Here is a 22,289-nt window from a genome sequence, read left to right as displayed (position 1 = left end):
AATTTTGCAATACTAAATGAGCGGAGTTGGCCTGCTGGAAATAGAGGAACATTAAGAGAACGTGTCTTTTCATTGGTGTACCTAGTTGGTACGGTGTCGGCCATGAGCAGTTTTGACGAAAATGACGCCTTTGAGAGCGCCTCGCTTTCCGCTCGTGCCATGGCGGCGCGACCGACTCCCTATTTAGATGCGTTGAATCCCGCGCAGCGAGAAGCTGTTGAGGCGCTTGATGGGCCGGTTTTGATGTTGGCGGGGGCCGGCACTGGTAAAACGAAAGCTTTGACATCGCGCATTGTGCATTTGTTGAACACGGGGCGCGCGCAACCTAACGAAGTGCTTGCGGTGACGTTTACCAACAAAGCCGCCCGTGAAATGAAAAACCGTGTCGGGCAAATGCTTGGGCACGCGGTGGAAGGCATGCCCTGGCTGGGGACGTTCCATGCGATCTGTGTCAAATTGTTGCGCCGTCATGCAGAGCTGGTTGGCTTAAAATCAAATTTTACAATTCTTGATACGGATGACCAAATTAGGTTGCTGAAACAACTTTTGAAAGCGGCTGACATTGACGAAAAGCGTTGGCCTGCGCGCCAACTTGCGGGCTTGATTGACGCCTGGAAGAATAAGGCGCTTACGCCGGAGAAGCTGCCTGCTGCAGATGCAGGGTCGTTTAATCACCGGGGTGGTGAGTTGTACGCGCAGTATCAAAAACGATTGTCAGAGCTCAATGCCGTTGATTTTGGTGATTTGTTGCTGCATGTCGTGACGATTTTTCAAACGCACCCGGATGTGCTGCGGCAATACCAACGATGGTTCCGGTATGTGCTTGTGGATGAGTATCAGGATACCAATGTTGCGCAATATCTTTGGCTGCGTCTGATAGCAGGCGGGCATAAGAACATTTGCTGTGTGGGCGATGACGATCAATCTATCTATGGTTGGCGTGGTGCCGAGGTCGGGAATATTCTTAAGTTTGAAAAAGACTTCCCCGGCGCCAAAGTGGTGCGGCTAGAGCAGAATTATCGTTCTACGCAGCATATTCTGGCTGCGGCATCTGCGGTTATTTCTGGAAATGAAACCCGGCTTGGCAAAACACTTTGGACTGAGCGCGAAGATGGCGAAAAGCTGCGGCTGATTGGCCATTGGGATGGCGAGGTTGAAGCCCGCTGGATTGGTGAAGAAGTCGAAGCCATGCAGAGTGGTACCCGTGGGATGCGTGGGTTTAGCCTAGAAGACATGGCAATTTTGGTTCGCGCGTCCCATCAGATGCGCGCATTTGAGGACCGGTTTTTAACGATTGGTCTTCCCTATCGTGTCATCGGCGGTCCTCGATTTTACGAACGCCTAGAGATCCGCGATGCCATGGCCTATTTTCGCGTTGTCACCAGCCCGGATGACGATTTGGCGTTTGAGCGCATTGTGAACACCCCCAAAAGGGGGCTTGGCAATGTGGCGCAACAAAAAATTCAAACCTGTGCCCGTGCCAATGGTGTGTCGCTTATGGAAGGGGCGCGCATCTTATTAAGTGAAAAGGGCATCGGCGGCAAAGGGGCCAAGGAATTGGCCATTTTGGTGGATGCCATCGATCGCTGGCGCGGGCTTGCGGTGCAGCGCATGGCTGAAGTGCCCAGCAATGACGAGGACGTCATTGACACTGGGTTGACGCAAACGGCGATGCGTATGCAGCCGGCGCAGAACCAATTGAGCCACATGGAATTGGCAGAAGTGATATTGGACGAATCCGGCTATACCGCGATGTGGCAAAACGACAAAACACCCGAGGCCCCCGGTAGGTTGGAGAACTTAAAAGAGCTGGTCAAGGCTTTGGAAACATTTGAAAACTTGCAAGGATTTCTCGAGCATGTAAGTTTGATAATGGACAACGAGAGCCAAGATTCAGACGCGAAAATTAGCATAATGACTTTGCATGCAGCCAAAGGTTTGGAATTTCCAGCTGTCTTTCTTCCGGGTTGGGAAGATGGTTTGTTTCCTTCACAACGTTCGATGGACGAAAGCGGTATGAAGGGCCTAGAGGAAGAGCGGCGGCTTGCATATGTTGGCATCACCCGTGCTGAAGAAGTGTGCACAATTTCATTTGCGGCGAACCGACAAGTGTTTGGGCAATGGCAATCCCAATTGCCAAGTCGCTTCATTGATGAATTGCCGGAAAGTAATGTTGATGTGCTAACGGCACCTGGTTTGTATGGCGGTGGCTATGCAAATACGGCTGGCGATTTTGGCGGTGGCGTGCAGTCCAAAGTTCACGCAGCCAATACCTATAACTCTCCAGGTTGGAAAAGGCTGCAAGCCAGATCTGGCGTCCGGGGCGTCAGCCAGCCAAAGGAAAGCAAAAACACGATCATCGATCTAGAGGCCGTATCGAGCCATTCGATTGGGGATCGGGTGTTTCATCAAAAATTTGGCTATGGCGAGATTATGGAGATCGAAGGCGATAAGCTCGTGATCGAATTTGACAAGGCCGGTGAAAAAAAGGTCGTGGCCAAATTCGTAAGTGTTTCAACTGATGTGCCGTTCTAGCTGCCATTAGGCCGCAGTCGAAGTGTGGGAAATGCGTGCATCGGTGATTTGGTCTCTGGCGGTCAAGCTAACGTCATAACCCCAAAGACGACGCACATGTTTTAGCACAGCGTCACGGTTCTTCGGGTCCAGATTGATGCCGTTGCGCACTGTGTGCGTCAGTTTTAGCTCTCGGTCGCCGCGCAAGTTTGCATCACTCACCTGAATATCGGGCTCTTGGTAAGATAGGTTGTAGGATTGAGCCAGCGCCGATCGAATATTTTTATAACCTCGACTGTTGTGGATATCGCTGACGATGAAATTTGGCTGTTTGGCATCATCAGATAACATAAACAGCTTAAATTTGCGCATCAGATGAGGAGAGAGAAATTGCAAAATGAAGCTCTCATCGCGGAAGTTGGCCCAGGCGTCACGCAGCACGGCTTTCCAATCGGGCTCACCGGCCAGGCCTGGAAACCAATCACGGTCTTCTTGTGTAGGCTGCTCACATATCCGGCGAATGTCTTGCATCATCGCAAAGCCCAAAGCGTAGGGATTTAGGCCGCTATATCTTGGGTCGTTGAAGTCCGGTTGCAGAACAACATTGGTATGGCTGTGCATGATTTCCATAAATGCGCCCTCGGAAATCAACCCCTTTTCGAACAGCCGATTGACGATGAAATAGTGCGTGAAAGTTGCACAACCTTCGTTCATCACCTTGGTTTGTTTTTGAGGGTAAAAGTATTGGGCGAGATAGCGCACAATTCTGATCAGCTCGCGCTCCCATGATTTCAGGCTGGGACTATGCTTTTCCAGAAAATACAGAATATTTTCCTGTGGAAGGTTCATTGCCTGCTTGCGGTCCTGGGCATTTGTATCAGCGCTGGTGTGTGCAGCGGGGGTATTTCCCATGGTATTATCGGTCCACAGGTCCAGCACGCTCTGCTGGCTGACAAACCCATCGCGCTGGCGCTGCATGGCCTGCAATTCTTCGGCTGAGGGCCGGGGAGGGCGGCCATACCGAAAAACACCCTGCGTTTGAAGCGCATGTGCCGCGTCAAGAATTGTTTCAACGGCTTCCAATCCATAGCGTTCTTCGCAATTTGCGACAAAATTCTTCGCAAAGGCTAAATAGTCATGAATGGCCGACGCGTCCGTCCAGTTCTTGAACAAATAGTTGTTTTTAAAGAAATGATTATGCCCAAAGGCCGCGTGCGCCATCACCAGGGTTTGCATGGCCATGGTGTTTTCTTCCATATTATAGCTGATGCAGGGGTTGGAATTGATGACAATTTCATAGGCGAGCCCCTGTCGCCCCGTTCGGTACAACGCCTCGTCCCGCGCAAAACGTTTTCCATAGGACCAATGTTGGTACATCAAGGGTAAGCCGACACAAGAATATGCATCCAGCATTTGCTCAGAGCTGATGATCTCAATTTGATTTGGGTAAACATCTAACCCAAGTTCGCCCAAAGCAATTTCTTCAATGGCGTCATGCGTCTGACTAAGCAATTCAAAGGACCACTCAGGGCCATCAAACAATAATGGTTTTTTTGTCATGTGCCCCCCTTGGCATGGCTCGCTGAAAAGAGATCACGAAAAATTGGGTAGATATGACTGGCTTGCGCTACTCTGCGCATTTCAAACTGTGGGCAGATTTCGTGTACCTTGCGGAATTCCTGCCAAAGATCAGCACCAGCGGTATCATCAGACAACAGGTTTTGGTCTTCTTCGCCAACGATTTCGACATAGGCATAGTACTGGCAAATTGGTGCAATAAACTCTGACATCAATGCTTTGCACTTCTTACTGTCACTGCCAAAGTTTTCACCGTCCGAGGCTTGGGCACCGTAGATATTCCATTCATCAATCGGAAAACGTTCCTCGATGATTTCTTTCATTTTTGTTAGTGCCGTACTGACAATTGTTCCGCCCGTTTCACGGGCATAAAAGAATGTTTCCTCGTCAACTTCTTGGGCATGATGGGTATGGCGGATAAAGACGATTTCTGTACGCTCATAGCTGCGTTCCAGAAACAGATGCAGCAGCATAAAAAAGCGTTTTGCCAAGTCTTTCTCGCGTTCTTGCATCGAGCCAGAGACATCCATGAGGCAAAAGACAACGGCCTTGGAGTTTCTAATCTTTTCGGGAGTATGGGTGTCATAGCGTAAATCGATTGGGTCAATATAGCCGACAACTTTGCGGCGCCTATCAAGCAGCGCCAGCTTTTCTTCAAGCTCGATAATCCGCGCTTGCTGAGAATCGTTGGGTAACAGCACATTGGAAAGCTCGTCCAGCTCTGCTTGCAAGGCCTTCATTTGCTGTTGGGTTGGTCGCTGTAGCGCAATTCGGCGGCCCAAGGAATTACGCATGGTCCTGACCAAATTTAAATTATTTGGAGAGCCAGCCGTGGTCAGCCCCGCGCGGCGCGTTCCTACGGTTTCTGTTTCCACAGCAGTCTTTTTAACAAGGTCTGGGAGTTCCAATCCTTCAAACAAGATTTCCAAATACTCTTCGCGCGTTAGAGTAAAGGAAAACCCATCCTCACCTTCGCCATCTTCAGAGGCCTTTTTGCCGTTCTCACCAGCACCACCCTGGGGTCGCGGGATTTTATCGCCGACCACAAAATCGTTGTTTCCAGGCAGCACATGTTCACGCTGGCCGCCTTTGGACGAATGCACAAATTGTGGTTCTTTGATCCCCTTGGCGGGAATGGTCACTTGCTCGCCACCCTCTCGGTCGGCACCGGCAACGGATTTATCGCGCACCGATTTATCAACCATTTCTTTGATGTTTTCACGGGCGCGTTTGAGAAACCTTTGCCGGTTTCCCAAGCTCTTGCCCTTTGGGTTCTGTCGTCTGTCAATAAAGTGATGCATCCGGCGTTTACCCCGCCTTGTTGACACGCATATACCATTCTACCAAGCGGCGGACCTGTCGCTCGGTATAGCCATGGCCCTTCATCCGTTTGACGAATTCCATGTGCTTGCTTTCTGTGTCACCGTCTTTCTTGCTGCCAAAGCTGATGACCGGCAACAGCTCTTCGACTTGACTGAACATGTGCTTTTCAATCACGTCTCGTAGCTTTTCATAACTATTCCAAACCGGGTTTTCGCCGGTATTGGCGCGATGTCTGAGGGCGAATTTAACGACTTCATTACGGAAGTCTTTTGGGTTGGCAATCCCGCACGGCTTTTCAGTCTTACTTAGTTCAGCATCCAAAACTTCGCGGTTATAAAGCTGGCCTGTATCTGGATCTTTATAGTCTTGTTCTTCGATCCAAGCATCGGCGTAAGAGATATAGCGGTCAAAGACGTTTTGGCCGTATTCTGAATAGCTTTCTAGATAAGCCTTTTGAATTTCATTGCCGATAAACTCTTCGTAGCGTGGGGCCAATTCGGTTTTTATGAACTCAAGGTATTGCGTTTCGGTTTCCGGTGGAAACTGTTCGCGCTTGATCATTTGTTCCAAGATGTACATTAGATGAACCGGATCTGCTGCGACCTCTTTGGTGTCGTAATTGAAGACGTTGCTTAGAACTTTGAAGGCAAAGCGGGTCGAAACGCCATCCATTCCTTCATCAACACCAGCGGCATCTTGGTATTCTTGGACAGTTTTTGCTTTTGGGTCGGTGTCCTTTAGTGATTCACCATCATAAACCCGCATCTTGCTGTAAAGGTTAGAGTTTTCATGAGGTTTGATGCGCGATAGTACAGAGAACCGGCTTAGGATTTTGAGGGTTTCTGGAGCGCATGGCGCGTCACGCAGTTCGCTGTTCTCAAGCAGTTTGGCATAAATCTGCGCTTCGCCCGAGACCCGCAAGCAGTAGGGCACTTTGACGATACTGACCCGGTCAATGAAAGCTTCGTTGTTTTTGTTATTCTTAAATTGCTGCCATTCACTTTCGTTGGAATGCGCCAAAATCAAACCGCCAAATGGGATCGCCCCAAAGCTTTCGGTGCCCATATAGTTGCCCTCTTGCGTCGCAGTGAGCAGGGGATGCAGCATTTTGATCGGGGCTTTGAACATTTCGACAAATTCCAAAATGCCTTGGCTTGCGCGATTTAGACCACCCGAAAAACTGTAAGCATCAGGATTATCCTGACTAAAATGCTCCAGCATTCGAATATCAACTTTTCCAACAAGCGTGGAAATATCTTGGTTGTTTTCGTCGCCGGGTTCGACCTTGGTGATGCCAATTCGGCGCAATCGCGAGGGGTGAATTTTGACAACAGAGAACTTTGAAATATCTCCATCAAATTCGTCAAGACGACGCACAGCCCAGGGAGACATCAAAGCTGGTAGCCGGTGGCGGGCAATGCCGTATTCATCCTCCAGCATGGGACCCAAGGTGCTTGGATCAAATAACCCTAGTGGAGATTCAAAAATGGGGCTGACCTGCTCACCAGCTTTCAACACATAGATCGGTTCTTCTTCGACCAAGCGCTTTAGGCGTTCAGCAAGCGAAGATTTACCGCCACCAACCGGACCCAAAAGATATAGGATTTGTTTGCGTTCTTCTAAACCCTGTGCGGCATAACGAAAGTAGCCAACAATACGCTCGATCGTGTCTTCCATACCAAAAAAGTCTTGAAATGCGGCGTATCGTTTGATTGTGCGATTCTGGAAAATAGGCCCGAGCTGGGCATCTTTTGATGTATCAACCAACTCTTCAGTGCCAATGGCTTTTAGCATTCGTTCGGCGACATTGGCGTACATGCTGGGGTCGTCACGGCATCCAAGAAGATACTCTTGCAACGACATTTCCTGTTCTTGCGTTTGCGAATATTGCTCTGCAAATAGCTCGACGATGTCCTTCATCTGGTCAAAACCTCCTACTGACAATTAGCCCAGAGTCCTCCTCGGGTTTCAGGCTGTGCGCAGACGCAATTCGACAGAGTGTTCAAGTCAGTCATGGCAACCGCAGTCTGCGCGAATGTTCAGAATGGGCTCGATGTTGCCACTTAGGTCCGACGTGTATTATCTCCCCGATTGAGGGGAAGTCATTGAAGGCATTGCCTTTTTCGTCGGTAGTTATGATAGTAGGATACATCAAAAATTCCGAACTTTCTATATGAATCTGTGGTGTTACCGGCAAATTGCCAGTACCGCTCATAAAAATGTGTTCAGATTAATAGAAACAGAAAGGTCAGAACTTTCGGTTAATGTTCTTCAAATTTTTTATTTTCCTGGTTTGATTTCACGCTACGTTTGGCTGAAAATCAGGCGTAAACCGCTTGAATTCCTATATTTGGCGATTGCGGAGCGTGTAGAATTTCAAAACTAATATCTTTGAAGTTCTCGGTAGCCATTGATGAAAAACTGTCCGGTGTTTTGTTGATATTTTTTAACCAAACGACGTTGCGACCATCGCTCGCGGCGCGTTTCACAAATGAAACACACATCTTAGAAGGCCATGGATTGGCACCTGAAGATGCGGCGAGGATATGTCTTTCAGCGTCTCTGCGCGCCAATTCTAGGATCGCTTTGTCGTCAAGAGATTCGTAGAATATCTCATCCGCTTCTTGCAAGCGTTCCACGGCGCGTAGAGAAATCAGGTCGGCCGATCCAGCAGAGGTATCAATTATAGTGAGCGCGCCGCTCGTGAGGCCCTGATGCATGCCTTTGATGTATTCCTTTAGGTTTGCTAGTGCCTTTCGTTCCAACCCGCTTTCGTAATCCTTCCAGATTTGGCCGGTAAAGACATTCCGCCAGAACTCACGTCTCTGAGACTTTGGGACATATTGCGACACCATTGAGCGAAGCAACCCAACAGAGGCCGCAAATCCACCGATCTTTGGGCTCAGGATCTGTTCCATTTGACTTTTGATCCGGCGTGCTAGGACCGGGGCAGTGCCTTCGGAACCTATCGCAACCACGATGGGATCGCGGTCTACAATCGAGGGGGTGGTGACATCACACAAGTGGGGTTGATCGACAACATTCACCAGAACTCCGGCATCCTTGGCGATTGCGTGAACACAGCGATCAACCGCCGGGCAACCAGTTGCCACAAAAACCAATGTTGCCTCGGAAAAACTTTGTAGCGAAATCTGGCCATGGTCGTGCTGGATCTTGCCAGCGGTTTTTAGCGCGGCAAGTTCATCTTCTAGAGTGCGGGAAATGACTTCGATTGTGACATCTGTTTTCAAAAGCAGCCGACATTTTTGCGCGGCTTGCTCTCCACCCCCGACGATCACAAAGCGGCGTCCTGACGTTTTAAAGAACATCGGAAAACTTTGCATGACTATTCCGCCGCCTCCAATACTATGTTTCGGTGCAACAAAGCAGAGATTTCAGGGCGACATGACCCGCAGTTTGTTCCGGCCTGCAAGGCATTTCCGACTTGTTCAACTGATACCAATTCCTGTGACTGTATGGCATTCAGAATTGTGTTGATACCAACGTTAAAGCACGCACAAAGCGTGGTGCCGGGGTCGGGAACGCCTTGTCCAGCGTGTCCAGCCAAAACGGGGCTGTCGCCACCCAACGCCGAGCTTACAAAACTGCGTGAAAGCGCTACGGGGTTTTGCGATGCGAAAAACACTGCCGCCAACTTGTTGTTTTGCATCAGTGCAATTCTTGCGCTGGATTTATCCGTGCTGGTCACAGAAATGATTTGGGTTTCGCCTAGGCCAAATAACGACGTAGCATAGCTTTCCCAGTCCGAAGGGACCGATATGTCTGCAAACTCAGCTTGCCATCCTTTGACTATTTTAGCTTTGGCCCAATAAGCACTGGTTGGTTGGAAGCTCTGAAGAGACACCGCATAGCCAAACCACTGTGCGGTAAACTTCTTAATGCATACTTTAGCAGCTTTGCTTTCTGGTTGGCCAGACACCGGATCTACATGCGATGGAATCAAGGCATTAACCCGACCGAGCGCTGCGGTCTCTTCGGTCCAATGCAAGGGCATAAAAACCGATCCTTTTGCCACTTTGTCAGAAATCAAAACCCGAACGATGGCGCGACCATTGGGTGAGGTCACCTCTGCCAATGAAGCCGGGGGCAGGTGCAATAGTTCTGCGTCAGCCGCGTGGATCTCAATATATGGCTCGCCAGTATGTTGGTTAAGCTGTGCTGCTAAACCGGTGCGTGTCATCGTGTGCCAATGGTCGCGAACCCGCCCGGTGTTGAGCGTGAAGGGGAGTTCTGCGCTTTGAGGCACACTTGGTTCTGTATGAGTGAGGGCAAGCATTTTAGCTTTGTGATTGGGAGTGTAAAAATGCCCGTCCGAAAAAAAACGTTCTTTGCCGCCCGATTTTGGAAATGGCCAACGTGTAGGGCCTAGCGCCTCGTATTCCTGACGGCTTAGGCTATCGAGCCCAGAGATATCAAAATCTTTGCCGAGCGCCGCTGCGATGCCTGACAATTTCGCGTGCTCGATAAATATGTCGTGCGGGTGTTCATAGTCAAAACCGTCCGCAAACCCCATGCGTTTGGCGACATCGCTGATGATCTGCCAATCGTGCCGCGCTTCTGCCGGAGGGGGGGCAATCGCACGCTGGCGGCTTATCATCCGGTCACTGTTGGTCACGGAACCATGTTTCTCGCCCCAACCCGACGCTGGCAATAAAACATCTGCGGTCTTGGCAGTTTCTGTGTTGGAGTACATTTCAGAAACCGCAACAAAGTCGCAGTTCTGAAGCGCGCTCTTAACGCGGTCGGCATCAGGCATGGATTGCGCTGGATTGGTACACATCACCCAAATGGCTTTGATTTTACCATCTTCGACGGCATCAAACATGTCGACGGCTTTGAGACCAGCCTGTTTGGGCATTGTTGGCGAGCGCCAATATGATTGGACCGCATCACGATGGTTGCTATCTTCGATGTCCAAGTGACATGCTAGCATATTGGCCAGGCCACCGACTTCACGACCGCCCATAGCGTTGGGTTGCCCGGTAACAGAAAGTGGCCCCATACCCTTGCGACCTATGCGCCCGGTTGCCAAATGGCAGTTGATAATGGCGTTAACTTTATCAGTACCGCTAGAAGACTGGTTCACACCTTGAGAGAAAACAGTCACGGTTTTTTCGGTCTTTAGCCAAAGCGCAAGAATGTCGGCGAGATCTTGTTCGCTTAAACCCGTCAGATTAACATCGTCGGCCGCTGCCGCATCCAAGGCGCTCTGATAGCCGTCTACATGTGCGTTAACAAAACCTGTGTTTTGCTGGCCATGCTTTGCTGTGTTTGCAAGCAGGTAATTAAACAAGGCGACATCACCGCCCGGGGCGATTTGAAGATGCAAATCGGCCAGGTCGCTTGTGGCAGTCTTGCGTGGGTCGACATTGACGACTTTCATCCACGGCTTCTCGGCCTTGGCAGCGGCAATACGTTGGTATAGCACCGGGTGGCACCAAGCCAGATTGCTGCCAACGAGGATAATCAGGTCGGCTTCTTCAAGGTCTTCATACGTGCCAGGAACTGTATCAGTTCCAAATGCGCGTTTGTGCCCTGCCACAGTCGACGCCATGCACAATCGGGAATTTGTGTCGATATTTGCTGTGCCCAAGTAACCTTTGATCAGTTTGTTTGCCACATAATAATCTTCGGTCAGCAACTGGCCAGAAACATAGAATGCAACTGAATCAGGGCCATAGGTCGAAATCGTGTCTGAAAACTTGCTCGCGACAAGATCGAGCGCTTCTTCCCAATTCACACGGCGATCATTGATTTGTGGGTACAAGAGCCGTCCTTCGGTGCCGAGGGTATCACCCAATGCTGACCCTTTGGAACACAAACGCCCAAAATTTGCTGGGTGCTCTGGATCACCCTTGATTGTAACACCCTGGCCGTTTTTGTCTGCTAAGATCCCGCAGCCCGTTCCACAATAAGCGCAGGTTGTTTTGACGGTCATGCAGCGCTCCTGGCTTGCAACTCTTCAGAGTTTAACAACAAACGGCCTGCTTCTATTTTGACCTCATAGGTTTCTATTTGTCCGTCGTCGTCGCCCTGTGCTTCTCCGTTCTCCAATGAAAAAACCCAATTGTGTAACGGGCATGTTACTTTTCGGCCGTGTACAATGCCCTCGGACAAAGGACCACCTTTGTGGGGGCATCGATCGGATGTGGCAAAGACTTCATTTTCTGCCGTGCGAAAAATTGCGACACATCCCAAAACTGTTTTTACGATGCGGGCACCGCGAACCGGAATTTCGTCGATTGTGCCGATATCAAGCCAGCTCATTCTGCGGCCTCCAATGTTAGATTTGCAAGAGGTCCAAATTTTGGCGCTTCTTTAACGGTTGACAGTTTTGCCCAAGGATCATCGCGATAAACGCTTTGTGAGATTTCAAACCGCTCTGCGAGTGCCTTACGGTTATCAATATTGTCGACCACTTTTTCGATGCACCACTCTAGGCCAACTTTAGCGACCCATTTAAAGATACGATCCAGATATTTGCCATTCTCGCGATACAGCTGTGTAAAGGCTGAAATGATCTCGATGGCTTCCTCTTCGGTGGTCACCTTGCAAAGAAACTCTGTTTGCTTGACTTCCATACCTGCTGCACCTGCAACCGATATTTCGTATCCTGAATCAACACAGACAATGCCGATGTCTTTACATGTCGCTTCTGCACAGTTTCTTGGGCACCCCGAAACACCAAGTTTCAGTTTATGCGGCGTCCAAGATCCCCAAAGGTGTTTTTCCAATTTGATGCCCAGGCCAGTGCTGTCTTGCGTGCCAAATCGACAATGATCTTTACCGACGCATGTTTTGACAGTACGCAAGCCTTTTGAATACGCATGACCAGAAACCATACCTGCCTGATTGAGATCAGCCCAAATCGCTGGCAAATCTTCGCCCTTTACGCCCAACAGGTCGATGCGCTGCCCGCCCGTGACATGCACGGTTGGCACATTGAATTTATCAGCTGCATCGGCAATTGCGCGCAATTCGTCTGGAGTGGTCATTCCGCCCCACATGCGCGGGACAACGGAATAAGTGCCATCTTTTTGAATGTTCGCGTGCTTCCGTTCGTTGACAAAACGGCTTTGCGGATCATCTGCGTATTCGAGTGGCCAATCTGCCAACAGATAGTAGTTTAGGGCAGGTCTGCAGGTATGGCATCCATTTGGGGTTGACCACCCAAGTTCTTGCCACACGGCTGGCTGAGATTTGAGTGACTTTGATTTGATCAAACGCCTCACATCTTCATGCGTAAGCTCTGTGCATCCGCAAACTGGCTGTGCAGTTGGCAGCACAAAGTCATCACCCAAAGTTGTCGCTAGAACTTGCTCGACCAACCCTGAGCAAGTGCCACAAGAGGCACTTGCCTTTGTTGTGGAGCGCACTGCACCAAGATCTGTAGCACCTGCGTTAATGGCATCGACGATCTGCCCTTTGCATACACCGTTACAACCGCAGATCTCCGCATCAAGCGGTAAGGCTGCAACGGCCGCCATGGGGTCCAGAGAGGCCCCCCCTTGGAAGGCAGGTCCGAAAATCAAAGTCTCCCGCATTTCAGAGATATCGGTCTTGTCCTTGATCAAGCCAAAGAACCAATTTCCATCCGCTGTATCGCCATACATGACAGCACCAACCAGCTGATTTCCTTCAAGAACCAAGCGCTTATAGACGCCACGAGCCGGATCGCGGAAAACGATGTCCTCACGCGTTTCACCCTCTGCAAAGTCGCCTGTGCTAAACAAATCACATCCGGTGACTTTCAATTTGGTGGCAACTTCTTTTGGAGCAAAGACAGCGTCTTCCTTTAGCAGTGTCTTGGCGACAACTTTTGCCTGATCATACAGTGGTGCAACAAGGCCAAACAATTGTTTACGGTGCTCTACGCATTCGCCAACAGCCAGAATATCAGGGTCAGATGTTTGCATTGCGTCGTTGACCGTAATACCGCGCTCAACTTCGATCGCTGCATCTGTTGCAAGGCGCGTTTCCGGGCGGATGCCCACTGCCATCACAACAAGATCAGCAGGAATGACAGATTTGTCGTCAAGCAAAACTGCTTCGACCTTGTCTTCACCCAGGATAGCCGATGTCGACGCATTGCATTTGATTTCAATACCTTTGTCTTCAAGGGCGCGGCGCAGAAGGTAACCAGCAGCTTCATCCAGCTGGCGCTCCATCAGATGCCCCATCAAATGCACAACGGTCACATCCATACCGCGGGCTTTCAATCCGGCGGCAGCTTCTAATCCCAAAAGCCCGCCACCGATGACCACAGCTTTTGCTTGCGGTGCTGCGCTGGCGTCGATCATCGCATTGGTGTCTTCGAGGTCACGATAGGCAATAACGCCTGGTAAGTTCTTGCCGGGGACTGGAATGATAAAAGGGGCAGAACCTGTTGCAATCAACAGCTTGTCGTAAGCAACTTCGGCATTCTGACCTACAACAACTTTGCGGTCCCGATCGATCGAGACAACTTGCTCTCCAAACCGGCAGGTCACTCCGTTTTCTTCGTACCAAGCAGCGTCATGCGTCACGATTTCTTGGAATTCTTTGTCGCCAGAAAGAACCGGAGAGAGCATTATTCTATTGTAGTTGCCGCGCGGTTCAGCGTTGAACAATGTGATGTCATAAGCATCTTTGTCAGCATCAATGAGATGTTCAAGCGCGCGGCCAGATGCCATGCCAGCGCCAATGACGATAAGTTTCTTTTTCATTGTATTACTCCGCCGCTACTTCGGATTTGGTTTCCTGAGAAGCCGTTTTGGATTTTGGTTTTGCGCCATGTTCATATTCTTCCAGGAAATCGAGAACTTCTTGGCGGTATTTGTAATAGTCCGGATGGGCCAACAGGGCTTTACGGCTTCGCGGGCGTGGCAGATCAACGTCTACGATTTTACCGATTGTTGCCTGTGGTCCGTTGGTCATCATCACAACACGGTCTGCTAACAAGATGGCTTCGTCGACATCGTGTGTGACGCAGACAGCTGTCACTTTGGTGCGATCCCAAACTTCCATCAAAACTTCTTGCAGCTCCCAGCGGGTTAAGCTGTCAAGCATTCCAAATGGCTCATCAAGCAACAGAAGTTTTGGCGACAAGGCAAATGCCCGTGCAATACCGACGCGCTGTTTCATACCGTTTGACATGGAATGGGCCGGGCGATCCATGGCCTCTGCCAGACCGACACGTTCAAGATAGTATTCAATAACATCCTGTCGCTCTGCCATTGATGCTTTGGGAAAAACTTTGTCGACACCAATCGCGACATTTTCTTTCGCCGTCAGCCAAGGGAATAGGTTAGGGGATTGAAAAACAACCGCGCGTTCTGGGTCAGCCCCTTCAACATGTCGCCCATCAAGTCGAATTGCGCCCTTTGAGATTTCGTTCAAGCCCGCGGCCATCGTTAGAACCGTTGACTTGCCGCAACCAGAATGGCCAATCAAAGAAATGAATTCTCCGCGGTTAAGTTTTAAATTGAAATCTTCGACAACGGTCAAAGGACCCTTTGGGGTTGGGTAAACTTTGTGGAGTTGTGAGAAATCCAGAAAGTTCTTTTCAATTAGTCCCTTTTGCGCATCGGAAACGGCCTTTGGGGTGCCATGTATCGGCGTAACATCTGGCAGCTGGCGAGTGCTTTCGACTTTTCCCTCAATGCCTACGTCCATCAAATATTTAGTGACGTCTACACGCAGTGTTTTAAAATCTGCGTTGTCGTTCATTTCGATGCGGTCGCGGGGCCGTGGGATATCGACTTTGAATTCATTTCCAAGCGTGCCGTCTGGGTTCAGCGCGATAATGCGATCTGCAAGAATAATCGCTTCGTCCACATCGTTTGTAATCAGCACGCAGGTCTTTTTGTCGTGTTGCCAGATTTCCTCGATTTCATCGGCTAGGTTTGCCCGCGTCAACGCGTCCAGCGCGGACAATGGCTCGTCCAGCAACAACACCTCAGGATTCATGGCCAACGCCCGCGCCACATTCACTCGTTGTCGCATACCACCTGATAATTCCGCTGGGCGCCGCGTTGCGGCGTGGCTTAACCCCACCATTTTGATGTAGTGTGTGGCCTTTTCAGCTTTGTCGGCTTTTGACATTTTGGGAAACACAGAGTCGAGCGCTAACATCACGTTGCCCATCACAGTCAGCCACGGCATCAATGAGTAGCTTTGGAAAATAACGCCACGCTCTGGGCCAGGTCCGATGATTGGTTTGCCCTTAAAGGTAGCTTTCCCTTTTGACGGTTTCTCCAAGCCTGCCATCAAATTGATGAGTGTTGATTTACCTGTGCCGGAAAACCCAAGCAAAACGAGAAATTCGCCTTCCACGACTTCGAGGTTGATGTTTTTGAGCACGTCGGTACGGGCAGTTCCCTCACCAAAGCTTTTGCTTACGCTTTCGAATTTTAAAATGCTCATGTCGGTCACCGGTTCGCGCTAAATGTGAACAGGGATTGCACCGCGTACATCAAACGATCCAGCATAAAGCCGATGATGCCGATTGTGAAAACCGCAACCATGATTTTCGCGAGTGAACTAGAGGATCCATTCTGGAATTCGTCCCAAACGAATTTTCCTAGACCCGGGTTTTGTGCGAGCATTTCAGCGGCGATTAAAACCATCCAACCCACGCCCAATGACAAGCGCAACCCTGTAAAGATCAGGGGCAGCGACGAAGGCAGCACCAGCTTGGTGATCTTTGTCCAAGTGTTCATTTTCAATACTTTAGAAACGCTCACCAGGTCTTTGTCGATGCTTGCCACACCCAAAGCTGTGTTGATCAGTGTTGGCCATAGCGAGCACAACGTTACGGTGATTGCAGAGTTCAGGAAGGATTTTGAGAAAAGTCCGTCATCTGCAGTATAGGTCGCCGAAACGACCATGGTCACGATAGGCAACCAAGCTAGGGGCGAGACGGGTTTGAAAATCTGGATTATTGGATTGATAGCCGAGTTTGCCATTGGGCTCAGTCCCGCCATAATTCCGACAGGCACAGCGATGGCGGTGGCGATTAAGAAGCCAAAAAAGACCGTCTTGATAGATGTCCAAATCTGCGCGTAATAGCTCGGAGCTCCAGTATAAGCGATGTGCTTAACTTTTTCGGGCTCGCCTTTCTCAATGAACTTTTGATTACGTGCTTCCACACGATCATTGAACTTCGCTTCTTTTGCCGCTTTGATTTTTGCATCTTCATGCAGACCAACAGCCTCGCTCCAGACCTGAGCAGGGCCGGGAACCGCACCCAAGGAAGTTTGAACCTTAGGGGCCAGCGTCGCCCAAAGCGCTAAAAACAATGCAATCGCGATCAATGGAACACATAGTAATCTCCAGATTTCTTTTAGCTGGGCTTTGGGATTATCCCCGGCGGCGGCTTTCAAAATTGGCGTAATCCAGGAAAGTCCAAAGACCTGAAACCATGAATCAGCCTTGTTAATTCGAGTAAAGAGGCGCGCGCGCTTTGCTTCGCGTTCGTGGCTTGCGACGGCTTGCGGGTCGGTGGCGGTCATTTTGGGATCCTGTGTATTAAGAGTGTGGACAGCGGCCAACGCAGGGTTGGTCCGCTGTCACACAAGGGGTTAGCCTTGGATTTCTGATGCAATGATTTTTTGATTGCCCTTCAAACCGATAGGCAAGCTTTCAAGGTAAGCGTTGGGCGCGCGACCATCATAAGGGATACCATCAATGATATCTTCTGCGGGCGTCATAGCTTTGTAGCCATCGCTGTCCCACGGAAAGTCTTTGGCGTCTGCCAAACCCTCGTCTACCAATAGCTTTGCTGCCTCTAAGTAGATTTCGGGCTTGTATACCGATTTTGCAACTTCGTCATACCAGCTGTCTGGCTTTGCTTCTGCGATTTGACCCCAGCGGCGCATTTGCGTGAGGTACCAAATCGCATCGGAATAGAATGGATAAGTTGCGTTATAACGAAAGAAAACGTTGAAATCGGGCACAGCTCGCACATCGCCTTTTTCGTATTCGAAAGTCCCAGTCATTGAAGCGGCAATGACATCTCTATCAGCACCGACGTATTCTGGCTGGCTCAGCAGGGTCACAGCTTCTTCTCTGTTGGCGTTGTCGTTTTCATCAAGCCACATGGCGGCGCGGATCAAAGCTTTTACCACCGCCAATGTGGTGTTGGGGTTCTCCTGAGCAAATTCAGCAGAAATGCCGAAAACTTTTTCTGGATTGTTTTTCCAAAGTTCGTAGTCGGTGATCACCGGGACACCAATGCCTTTGGCAACTGCTTGTTGGTTCCAGGGTTCACCCACGCTGTAGCCCAAAATTGTACCGGCTTCCATTGTCGCAGGCATTTGCGGAGGGGGGGTCACTGACAATAGAACGTCTGCACCAATTTGTCCTGTGATGTTTTCAGGGCTGTAAAAGCCAGGTTCAATTCCGCCGGCAGCGAGCCAATAGCGCAATTCGTAGTTATGGGTCGAAACAGGAAAGACCATTCCCATATTAAAGGGCTTACCTTCGGAGGCGTATTGTTCAACTACAGGTTTTAGAGCGCTTGCTGAAATTGGATGTTGTGGACGTCCGTCTGCCATTTTGGGAACAAATGGTTCCATTTCACTCCAGATCTTGTTGGATACGGTGATGCCATTGCCGTTTAGATCCATGGAGAATGGTGTGATGATGTGTGCTTTGGTGCCGAAACCAATGGTGGCTGCGATCGGCTGTCCTGCCAACATATGTGCACCCGCCAATTGGCCATCAATAACACCGTCCAGCAACACTTTCCAATTGGCCTGTGCTTCGAGCGTCACAAAGAGACCTTCGTCGTCAAAAAAACCTTGCTCATAAGCAACGGCGAGAGGCGCCATGTCAGTCAACTTGATAAATCCGAAGGTTAGCTCGTCTTTCTCTAGTGCCAATTCGGCAAGTGCGGGGCTGACCATCATCGTTGTCGCAGCAAGGAAGGAAGCAATAGGTTTCATCATTTTCGTCCTTTATTGGGCCCATCCAGGTTAATGGGCAAAAAAAAACCGCCGACAGTCCGGGCCCAGGGAGGAGGAGGGGCCAAGGTGTCGAGCGGCTTTGCTCAGGAGTTCCCAAACATTGGGAATTTCACAGATTGGCGCGACTTCGTTGTCACGCTGCTGAGTTGAGTATGCTGTGATATTTTTGAAATGCGAACCTTAGGAGAGTTTTCCTTGCTGCATTGCAGCAATAATTCTCTGTAATGCAAAAAAAATGGGCAGAATTACTGACCGGGGTCGTAAATTGTGCCGTCAAAAAATTGATCTTGGTTGAGAATCAGGCTTTTGCTGACGCCAGATACTTCGACAGGTCCATCCAGTGCGCCTTCAATTTTGGATGACGACAGTGGCAGGTCAGCCCCCAAAGCCCCCAGATTTTCACGGTATAAGTCGCTGCGGTAGATTTCTCGCGATTTCGCAATAGAAGCGGTTGGGTCAAGGTTTAAGCGGTTGGCCAGTCTTTCTGCAATCCAGCTGGCTCTGGATTTCCATGGGAAGCAGGTGTCAACACCATTAAACTTAAGGAAGTTCGGCGTTGTACGTATATCGTTGTTTTGATTGATGATCATGCGTCCCCAAAGTGCGCAATCAATGGTTTCCGCAGGGATGCCCAAATATTCGGAACGCGCCAAAACTTCACTTGTAGTTGTAAGATGATCTGGGTTGGCGAGCCATTCGCCAGCGCGCCAGACGGCGCGCATCAACCGCTTCACGCACTCAGGGTTTTCGCCAACCCAACCATCGCGCGCTGATAAGACCTTCTCAGGTGCGTTGGACCAAATGGCCACACTAGGTAGCATTAATCCTGCATCTGCGGTTGCAACGGTCACCGAGCCCCAAGGCTCGCCGACGCAAAAGGCATCCAATATACCATCTTGCATTGCTTGCGCCATCAAAGGAGGTGGGACCGCTATAATTTGAAAATCCTGCCCCTGTTGCAGGCCTGATTTTGTGAGCCAAAACGTGACGAGTTCTGCGTGCATTGACAGTGCAAAGGGCACACCGATTTTCAGGGGCACATGCAGGTCTGCCAATGCGTCTCCAGCGAGCTTAGCATTTTCAAAGTCAAATAGCAGTCCGTTGGCCCTCAATCGCGTCCGCAATTTTTTCGAGACGCCAAAAACATTTCCGTTTGATGAAAGTCCAGAAAGGACAACCAATTTTGGCAATCCCGAATTGTCTTGGATTGCAGAAGCAATAGGAACAGGGGCGAGCATATGCGCCGCTTGAATTTGGCCAAAAAGCAATCTGTCACGCAGGGTCGACCAACTTGGTGCGGGCTGCAAATCTAAGCGCAGGCCTTCTTCGTTCGCAAAACCAAGCTCCTTAGCAACGATTAAGGGGGCGGCATCAACCAACGGCATGTAGCCAGCTTTGACACAATATTGTGTCATGAGAGTAGATCCGCTGCTGTGACTAAAGCGACCGCAATATCTGCCACGCGTTTGCCTTGATCCATCGCCGTTTTTCGCAACAACGCATAAGCCTCGTCTTCCGATAGCCCACGCGCTTTCATGAGCATGCCTTTGGCTCGATCGATAATTTTGCGCTCTTCTAAGGCTCGTTTTGTGGTCTCGAGCTCAATTCGCATGCGTTGAAAAAGTTGAAACCGAGCGATTGCAGCATCAAGAACCGGCTTAATTCTATCATTTTGCAACCCATCTACGACATAGGCAGAGACGCCAGCTTCGATAGCGGTTTTTGTCATACGCGCGTCGCTGTGATCGACAAAGAAAGCAACTGGGCGGTCTAACGGACCCGAGGCTAGCGCCAGCTCCTCGATTGAATCGCGCGAAGGATTGGCTACATCAATTAGGACAACATCTGGTGACAGTTTTGCTATTGAGCGGGCGAGCCCACTTTGTTCTGCAAGAACATGAATTTTGTGATCACCAGTTTCACGCAATCCGTCGACGATTGCCATCGCGCGGGCTTTATCGTTTTCAACGATCACTATTGTCAGGGTCTTTGCCACGGGCTGTCTCGGTTTACTAGAACAGAGAGACCCTTAGGCACCAGTGCGCAAATGGCGAGCTAGTGCGTTAGACATGTGCGGGTTTGATGCGGAAAGGCTAATTATTGTGCGGATATTTGCAATATTGCGGAAATTCTAGGCGCTCTATGCTTTTGGGTGCGCCTTGTTATAGACTTCCATCAATCGCGCCGTGTCGACCGCTGTATAAGCTTGCGTGGTTGAGAGTGACGCGTGCCCCAACAACTCTTGGATAGCGCGTAGATCGCCGCCAGCTTCTAGTAAATGGGTGGCGAAACTGTGGCGCATGGCATGTGGCGTAGCTGTGGCGGGTAACCCCAATTGCGCACGCATTTTTTGCATTACACCTTGTATCTGCCTGGCATTCAGTCTGCCGCCACGTGCTCCTCGGAAAAGCGGTCCAGTGGGTTCGTTCTCAAACGGCGCAAGCTCAAGATATGACTGAACCGCATGGCGTGCCGCAGGAATGACAGGTACGATCCGTTCTTTGCCACCTTTACCCAAAATGCGAAGAACCTCCGGCAGAGGTGCGTCGCAGCCGTTAAGGCCCAAAGCTTCTGAAATGCGCAATCCACAGCCGTAAAGAAGCGTAATTACGGCTGTATCACGGGCGCCAATCCAGCCTTTTTCAGATTGGAGTTCAGCGTTTTCGATCACGGCTCTCGCCGCATCAGGTGCGAGTGGCCTAGGCAGCTTTTTTTGAAATTTAGGTGCGCGGGTGCTTAAAACCGCAGTAGGATCAAAGCCTTCACGTTCAGCAAGCCACCTAAAAAAGCTTTTTACAGCGGAAAGTTTACGGGCCAAAGAGCGCGGGCCGATGTCTGCGGAGCGCATCCGCGCCATCCAAGATCGCATGTCAGACACGGTCAGCTGAGAAAGGGGACCTAGTCCTTGCTGGCCTCCCTTATGCTCCGTGATAAAGGCCAAGAATTCCGTTACATCACCAAAATATGCACTGAGTGTATTCTCTGAAGCGCCTTTCAACGCTTTCTCTGACGCGAGCCAAGTGTCGCGTGCGTCAGAGGCCGCTGCAGATATCATGACAACCAGCGTCGCATCGCACGTTCAAAAACGCCGGAAAAGAAAGTGAGCAGATCTGTGCCTTGTTGCGGTGAAAAATGGTGAGGATCCTCGGATGCCATCACCAACATACCCGGAAGCCGGCCTTCACCGAAATCAAGCTTTAAGCAGGCTTCGGACCTCATGAAACTGGCTTTTTCACCATAAATACTGTCACTGCCCGCGTCGACCTGCCGCAAGGTGACTTGTCTGGCAGGAATGTTTCGCCCATAGGTCAAATAGGCGTCCACAAAACCAGGGTCGGCGACGGACAAAACGTCGCCCAGCTTGCGTAACGCGGCATCTTGATCGTTTTGTTCCGTTTCCAAAACAAGTCGCACGCAGTCGACGCGCAAAATCTCTGCAACTTCTCCATCCAAATCCGTTAGAAACGCTTCGAATTCGAGAGGGTCCAGCATGCGCAATATCGCGCGGTGAACTTGATTTGTGCCCGCTAGGTTTTCATAGGCCGCCGCGATCACACTCCGATGGGTGTCCTCGAGCCTATCAAGGCGCGCTTCAAGACGCTCCATGGCGATACCGCGTAGATCCACAATATTTCCACCCATCGCGCGTTCATTAGCTGCAATCAGCGCGTTCATTAGATCAGGATCATCAAGAATCGCTTCCGGTTGGGAAATGATCTTGTCGCGTAGCGTTTCTTCAATTTTTAAGGTGTTGGTCATTGCTCGTGCCATCTGTCTTTTGTGAAACCTTATCAGAAGGCCCCGAGGATTTCTGCAGTTTTTTGGCAAAAGAGCGGCGAACCGCTTCTGAGGGTGGGCGAGGGGCTTCGCCCCTCGGCCATGGTATCGCCGCGCCCGAACTGGAAA

Annotated in this window: 15 protein-coding genes; 1 reads left to right on the top strand and 14 read right to left on the bottom strand. The window is 50.2% G+C overall.

Annotated elements, in window-relative coordinates; translation table 11 throughout:
• The first annotated feature begins 102 nt into the window (after positions 1 to 102).
• Complete coding sequence (locus ABXG94_RS07360; RefSeq protein ID WP_353533211.1) at positions 103 to 2,535, top strand: ATP-dependent helicase; 2,433 nt, start codon at positions 103 to 105, stop codon at positions 2,533 to 2,535.
• Positions 2,536 to 2,541: 6 nt separating this feature from the next.
• Here ABXG94_RS07360 and ABXG94_RS07355 read toward each other — a convergent pair whose 3' ends face one another.
• The 14 genes from ABXG94_RS07355 to ABXG94_RS07290 all read right to left on the bottom strand — a co-directional run bounded on the left by ABXG94_RS07355 (position 2,542) and on the right by ABXG94_RS07290 (position 22,142).
• A complete protein-coding gene (locus ABXG94_RS07355; protein ID WP_353533210.1) occupies positions 2,542 to 4,074 on the bottom strand; it encodes a SpoVR family protein in 1,533 nt (510 codons plus the stop codon).
• Positions 4,071 to 5,393: a YeaH/YhbH family protein gene (locus ABXG94_RS07350; protein WP_353533209.1), complete on the bottom strand. Its 1,323-nt coding sequence runs from the start codon at positions 5,391 to 5,393 to the stop codon at positions 4,071 to 4,073. The genes ABXG94_RS07355 and ABXG94_RS07350 overlap by 4 nt, the downstream gene beginning before the upstream one ends.
• A gap of 7 nt (positions 5,394 to 5,400) precedes the next feature.
• Positions 5,401 to 7,335 (bottom strand): PrkA family serine protein kinase, encoded by a 1,935-nt coding sequence (locus tag ABXG94_RS07345; protein ID WP_353533208.1) that lies wholly within the window; start codon positions 7,333 to 7,335, stop codon positions 5,401 to 5,403.
• A gap of 401 nt (positions 7,336 to 7,736) precedes the next feature.
• The gene (locus ABXG94_RS07340; protein WP_353533207.1) at positions 7,737 to 8,759 is read right to left on the bottom strand and encodes an NAD(P)-dependent oxidoreductase; all 1,023 of its coding nucleotides are present in this window, start codon (positions 8,757 to 8,759) and stop codon (positions 7,737 to 7,739) included.
• A gap of 2 nt (positions 8,760 to 8,761) precedes the next feature.
• On the bottom strand, positions 8,762 to 11,374 hold the full coding sequence (locus ABXG94_RS07335) for a molybdopterin-dependent oxidoreductase (RefSeq protein ID WP_353533206.1): 2,613 nt from the start codon (positions 11,372 to 11,374) through the stop codon (positions 8,762 to 8,764).
• Positions 11,371 to 11,703 carry a nitrite reductase small subunit NirD gene (nirD, locus tag ABXG94_RS07330; protein WP_353533205.1) on the bottom strand — a complete coding sequence of 111 codons (333 nt, stop codon included), beginning with the start codon at positions 11,701 to 11,703 and terminating at the stop codon, positions 11,371 to 11,373. The genes ABXG94_RS07335 and nirD overlap by 4 nt, the downstream gene beginning before the upstream one ends.
• Positions 11,700 to 14,141, bottom strand: a complete 2,442-nt coding sequence (gene nirB / locus ABXG94_RS07325; protein ID WP_353533204.1) for a nitrite reductase large subunit NirB — start codon at positions 14,139 to 14,141, stop codon at positions 11,700 to 11,702. The genes nirD and nirB overlap by 4 nt, the downstream gene beginning before the upstream one ends.
• Before the next feature lie 4 nt (positions 14,142 to 14,145).
• A complete protein-coding gene (locus ABXG94_RS07320; protein ID WP_353533203.1) occupies positions 14,146 to 15,840 on the bottom strand; it encodes an ABC transporter ATP-binding protein in 1,695 nt (564 codons plus the stop codon).
• A 5-nt stretch (positions 15,841 to 15,845) separates the two neighbouring features.
• Entirely contained in the window at positions 15,846 to 16,928 is a 1,083-nt protein-coding gene (locus ABXG94_RS07315) for an ABC transporter permease (protein WP_353533202.1), read from the bottom strand.
• 69 nt (positions 16,929 to 16,997) lie between these two features.
• Positions 16,998 to 18,362, bottom strand: coding sequence for a CmpA/NrtA family ABC transporter substrate-binding protein (locus tag ABXG94_RS07310; RefSeq protein ID WP_502901684.1), 1,365 nt, complete (start codon positions 18,360 to 18,362; stop codon positions 16,998 to 17,000).
• Between the two features lie 266 nt (positions 18,363 to 18,628).
• A complete protein-coding gene (locus ABXG94_RS07305) occupies positions 18,629 to 19,798 on the bottom strand; it encodes an ABC transporter substrate-binding protein (RefSeq protein WP_353533200.1) in 1,170 nt (389 codons plus the stop codon).
• The gene (locus tag ABXG94_RS07300) at positions 19,795 to 20,379 is read right to left on the bottom strand and encodes an ANTAR domain-containing response regulator (RefSeq protein ID WP_353533198.1); all 585 of its coding nucleotides are present in this window, start codon (positions 20,377 to 20,379) and stop codon (positions 19,795 to 19,797) included. Before ABXG94_RS07300 ends, ABXG94_RS07305 begins: the two co-directional genes overlap by 4 nt.
• Before the next feature lie 144 nt (positions 20,380 to 20,523).
• Entirely contained in the window at positions 20,524 to 21,438 is a 915-nt protein-coding gene (locus ABXG94_RS07295) for a tyrosine recombinase XerC (RefSeq protein WP_353533197.1), read from the bottom strand.
• Positions 21,435 to 22,142 (bottom strand): DUF484 family protein, encoded by a 708-nt coding sequence (locus tag ABXG94_RS07290; RefSeq protein WP_353533196.1) that lies wholly within the window; start codon positions 22,140 to 22,142, stop codon positions 21,435 to 21,437. Before ABXG94_RS07290 ends, ABXG94_RS07295 begins: the two co-directional genes overlap by 4 nt.
• Positions 22,143 to 22,289: the final 147 nt, after the last annotated feature.

It is taken from the genome of Cognatishimia sp. WU-CL00825 (assembly GCF_040364665.1).
Classification (GTDB): Bacteria; Pseudomonadota; Alphaproteobacteria; order Rhodobacterales; family Rhodobacteraceae; genus Cognatishimia.
Note: the sequence above shows the minus strand (reverse complement) of the source record. Positions and strands in the feature narration are given on the sequence as shown.

Coding starts and splice junctions, on each gene's coding strand:
- nirB (WP_353533204.1), bottom strand. CDS start 14,141: ATGAAAAAGAAACTTATCGTCATTGGCGCTGGCATGGCATCTGGCCGC.
- ABXG94_RS07340 (WP_353533207.1), bottom strand. CDS start 8,759: ATGCAAAGTTTTCCGATGTTCTTTAAAACGTCAGGACGCCGCTTTGTG.
- ABXG94_RS07305 (WP_353533200.1), bottom strand. CDS start 19,798: ATGACACAATATTGTGTCAAAGCTGGCTACATGCCGTTGGTTGATGCC.
- ABXG94_RS07295 (WP_353533197.1), bottom strand. CDS start 21,438: ATGATATCTGCAGCGGCCTCTGACGCACGCGACACTTGGCTCGCGTCA.
- ABXG94_RS07345 (WP_353533208.1), bottom strand. CDS start 7,335: ATGAAGGACATCGTCGAGCTATTTGCAGAGCAATATTCGCAAACGCAA.
- ABXG94_RS07350 (WP_353533209.1), bottom strand. CDS start 5,393: ATGCATCACTTTATTGACAGACGACAGAACCCAAAGGGCAAGAGCTTG.
- ABXG94_RS07290 (WP_353533196.1), bottom strand. CDS start 22,142: ATGACCAACACCTTAAAAATTGAAGAAACGCTACGCGACAAGATCATT.
- ABXG94_RS07310 (WP_502901684.1), bottom strand. CDS start 18,362: ATGAAACCTATTGCTTCCTTCCTTGCTGCGACAACGATGATGGTCAGC.
- ABXG94_RS07355 (WP_353533210.1), bottom strand. CDS start 4,074: ATGACAAAAAAACCATTATTGTTTGATGGCCCTGAGTGGTCCTTTGAA.
- ABXG94_RS07335 (WP_353533206.1), bottom strand. CDS start 11,374: ATGACCGTCAAAACAACCTGCGCTTATTGTGGAACGGGCTGCGGGATC.
- ABXG94_RS07320 (WP_353533203.1), bottom strand. CDS start 15,840: ATGAGCATTTTAAAATTCGAAAGCGTAAGCAAAAGCTTTGGTGAGGGA.
- nirD (WP_353533205.1), bottom strand. CDS start 11,703: ATGAGCTGGCTTGATATCGGCACAATCGACGAAATTCCGGTTCGCGGT.
- ABXG94_RS07315 (WP_353533202.1), bottom strand. CDS start 16,928: ATGACCGCCACCGACCCGCAAGCCGTCGCAAGCCACGAACGCGAAGCA.
- ABXG94_RS07360 (WP_353533211.1), top strand. CDS start 103: ATGAGCAGTTTTGACGAAAATGACGCCTTTGAGAGCGCCTCGCTTTCC.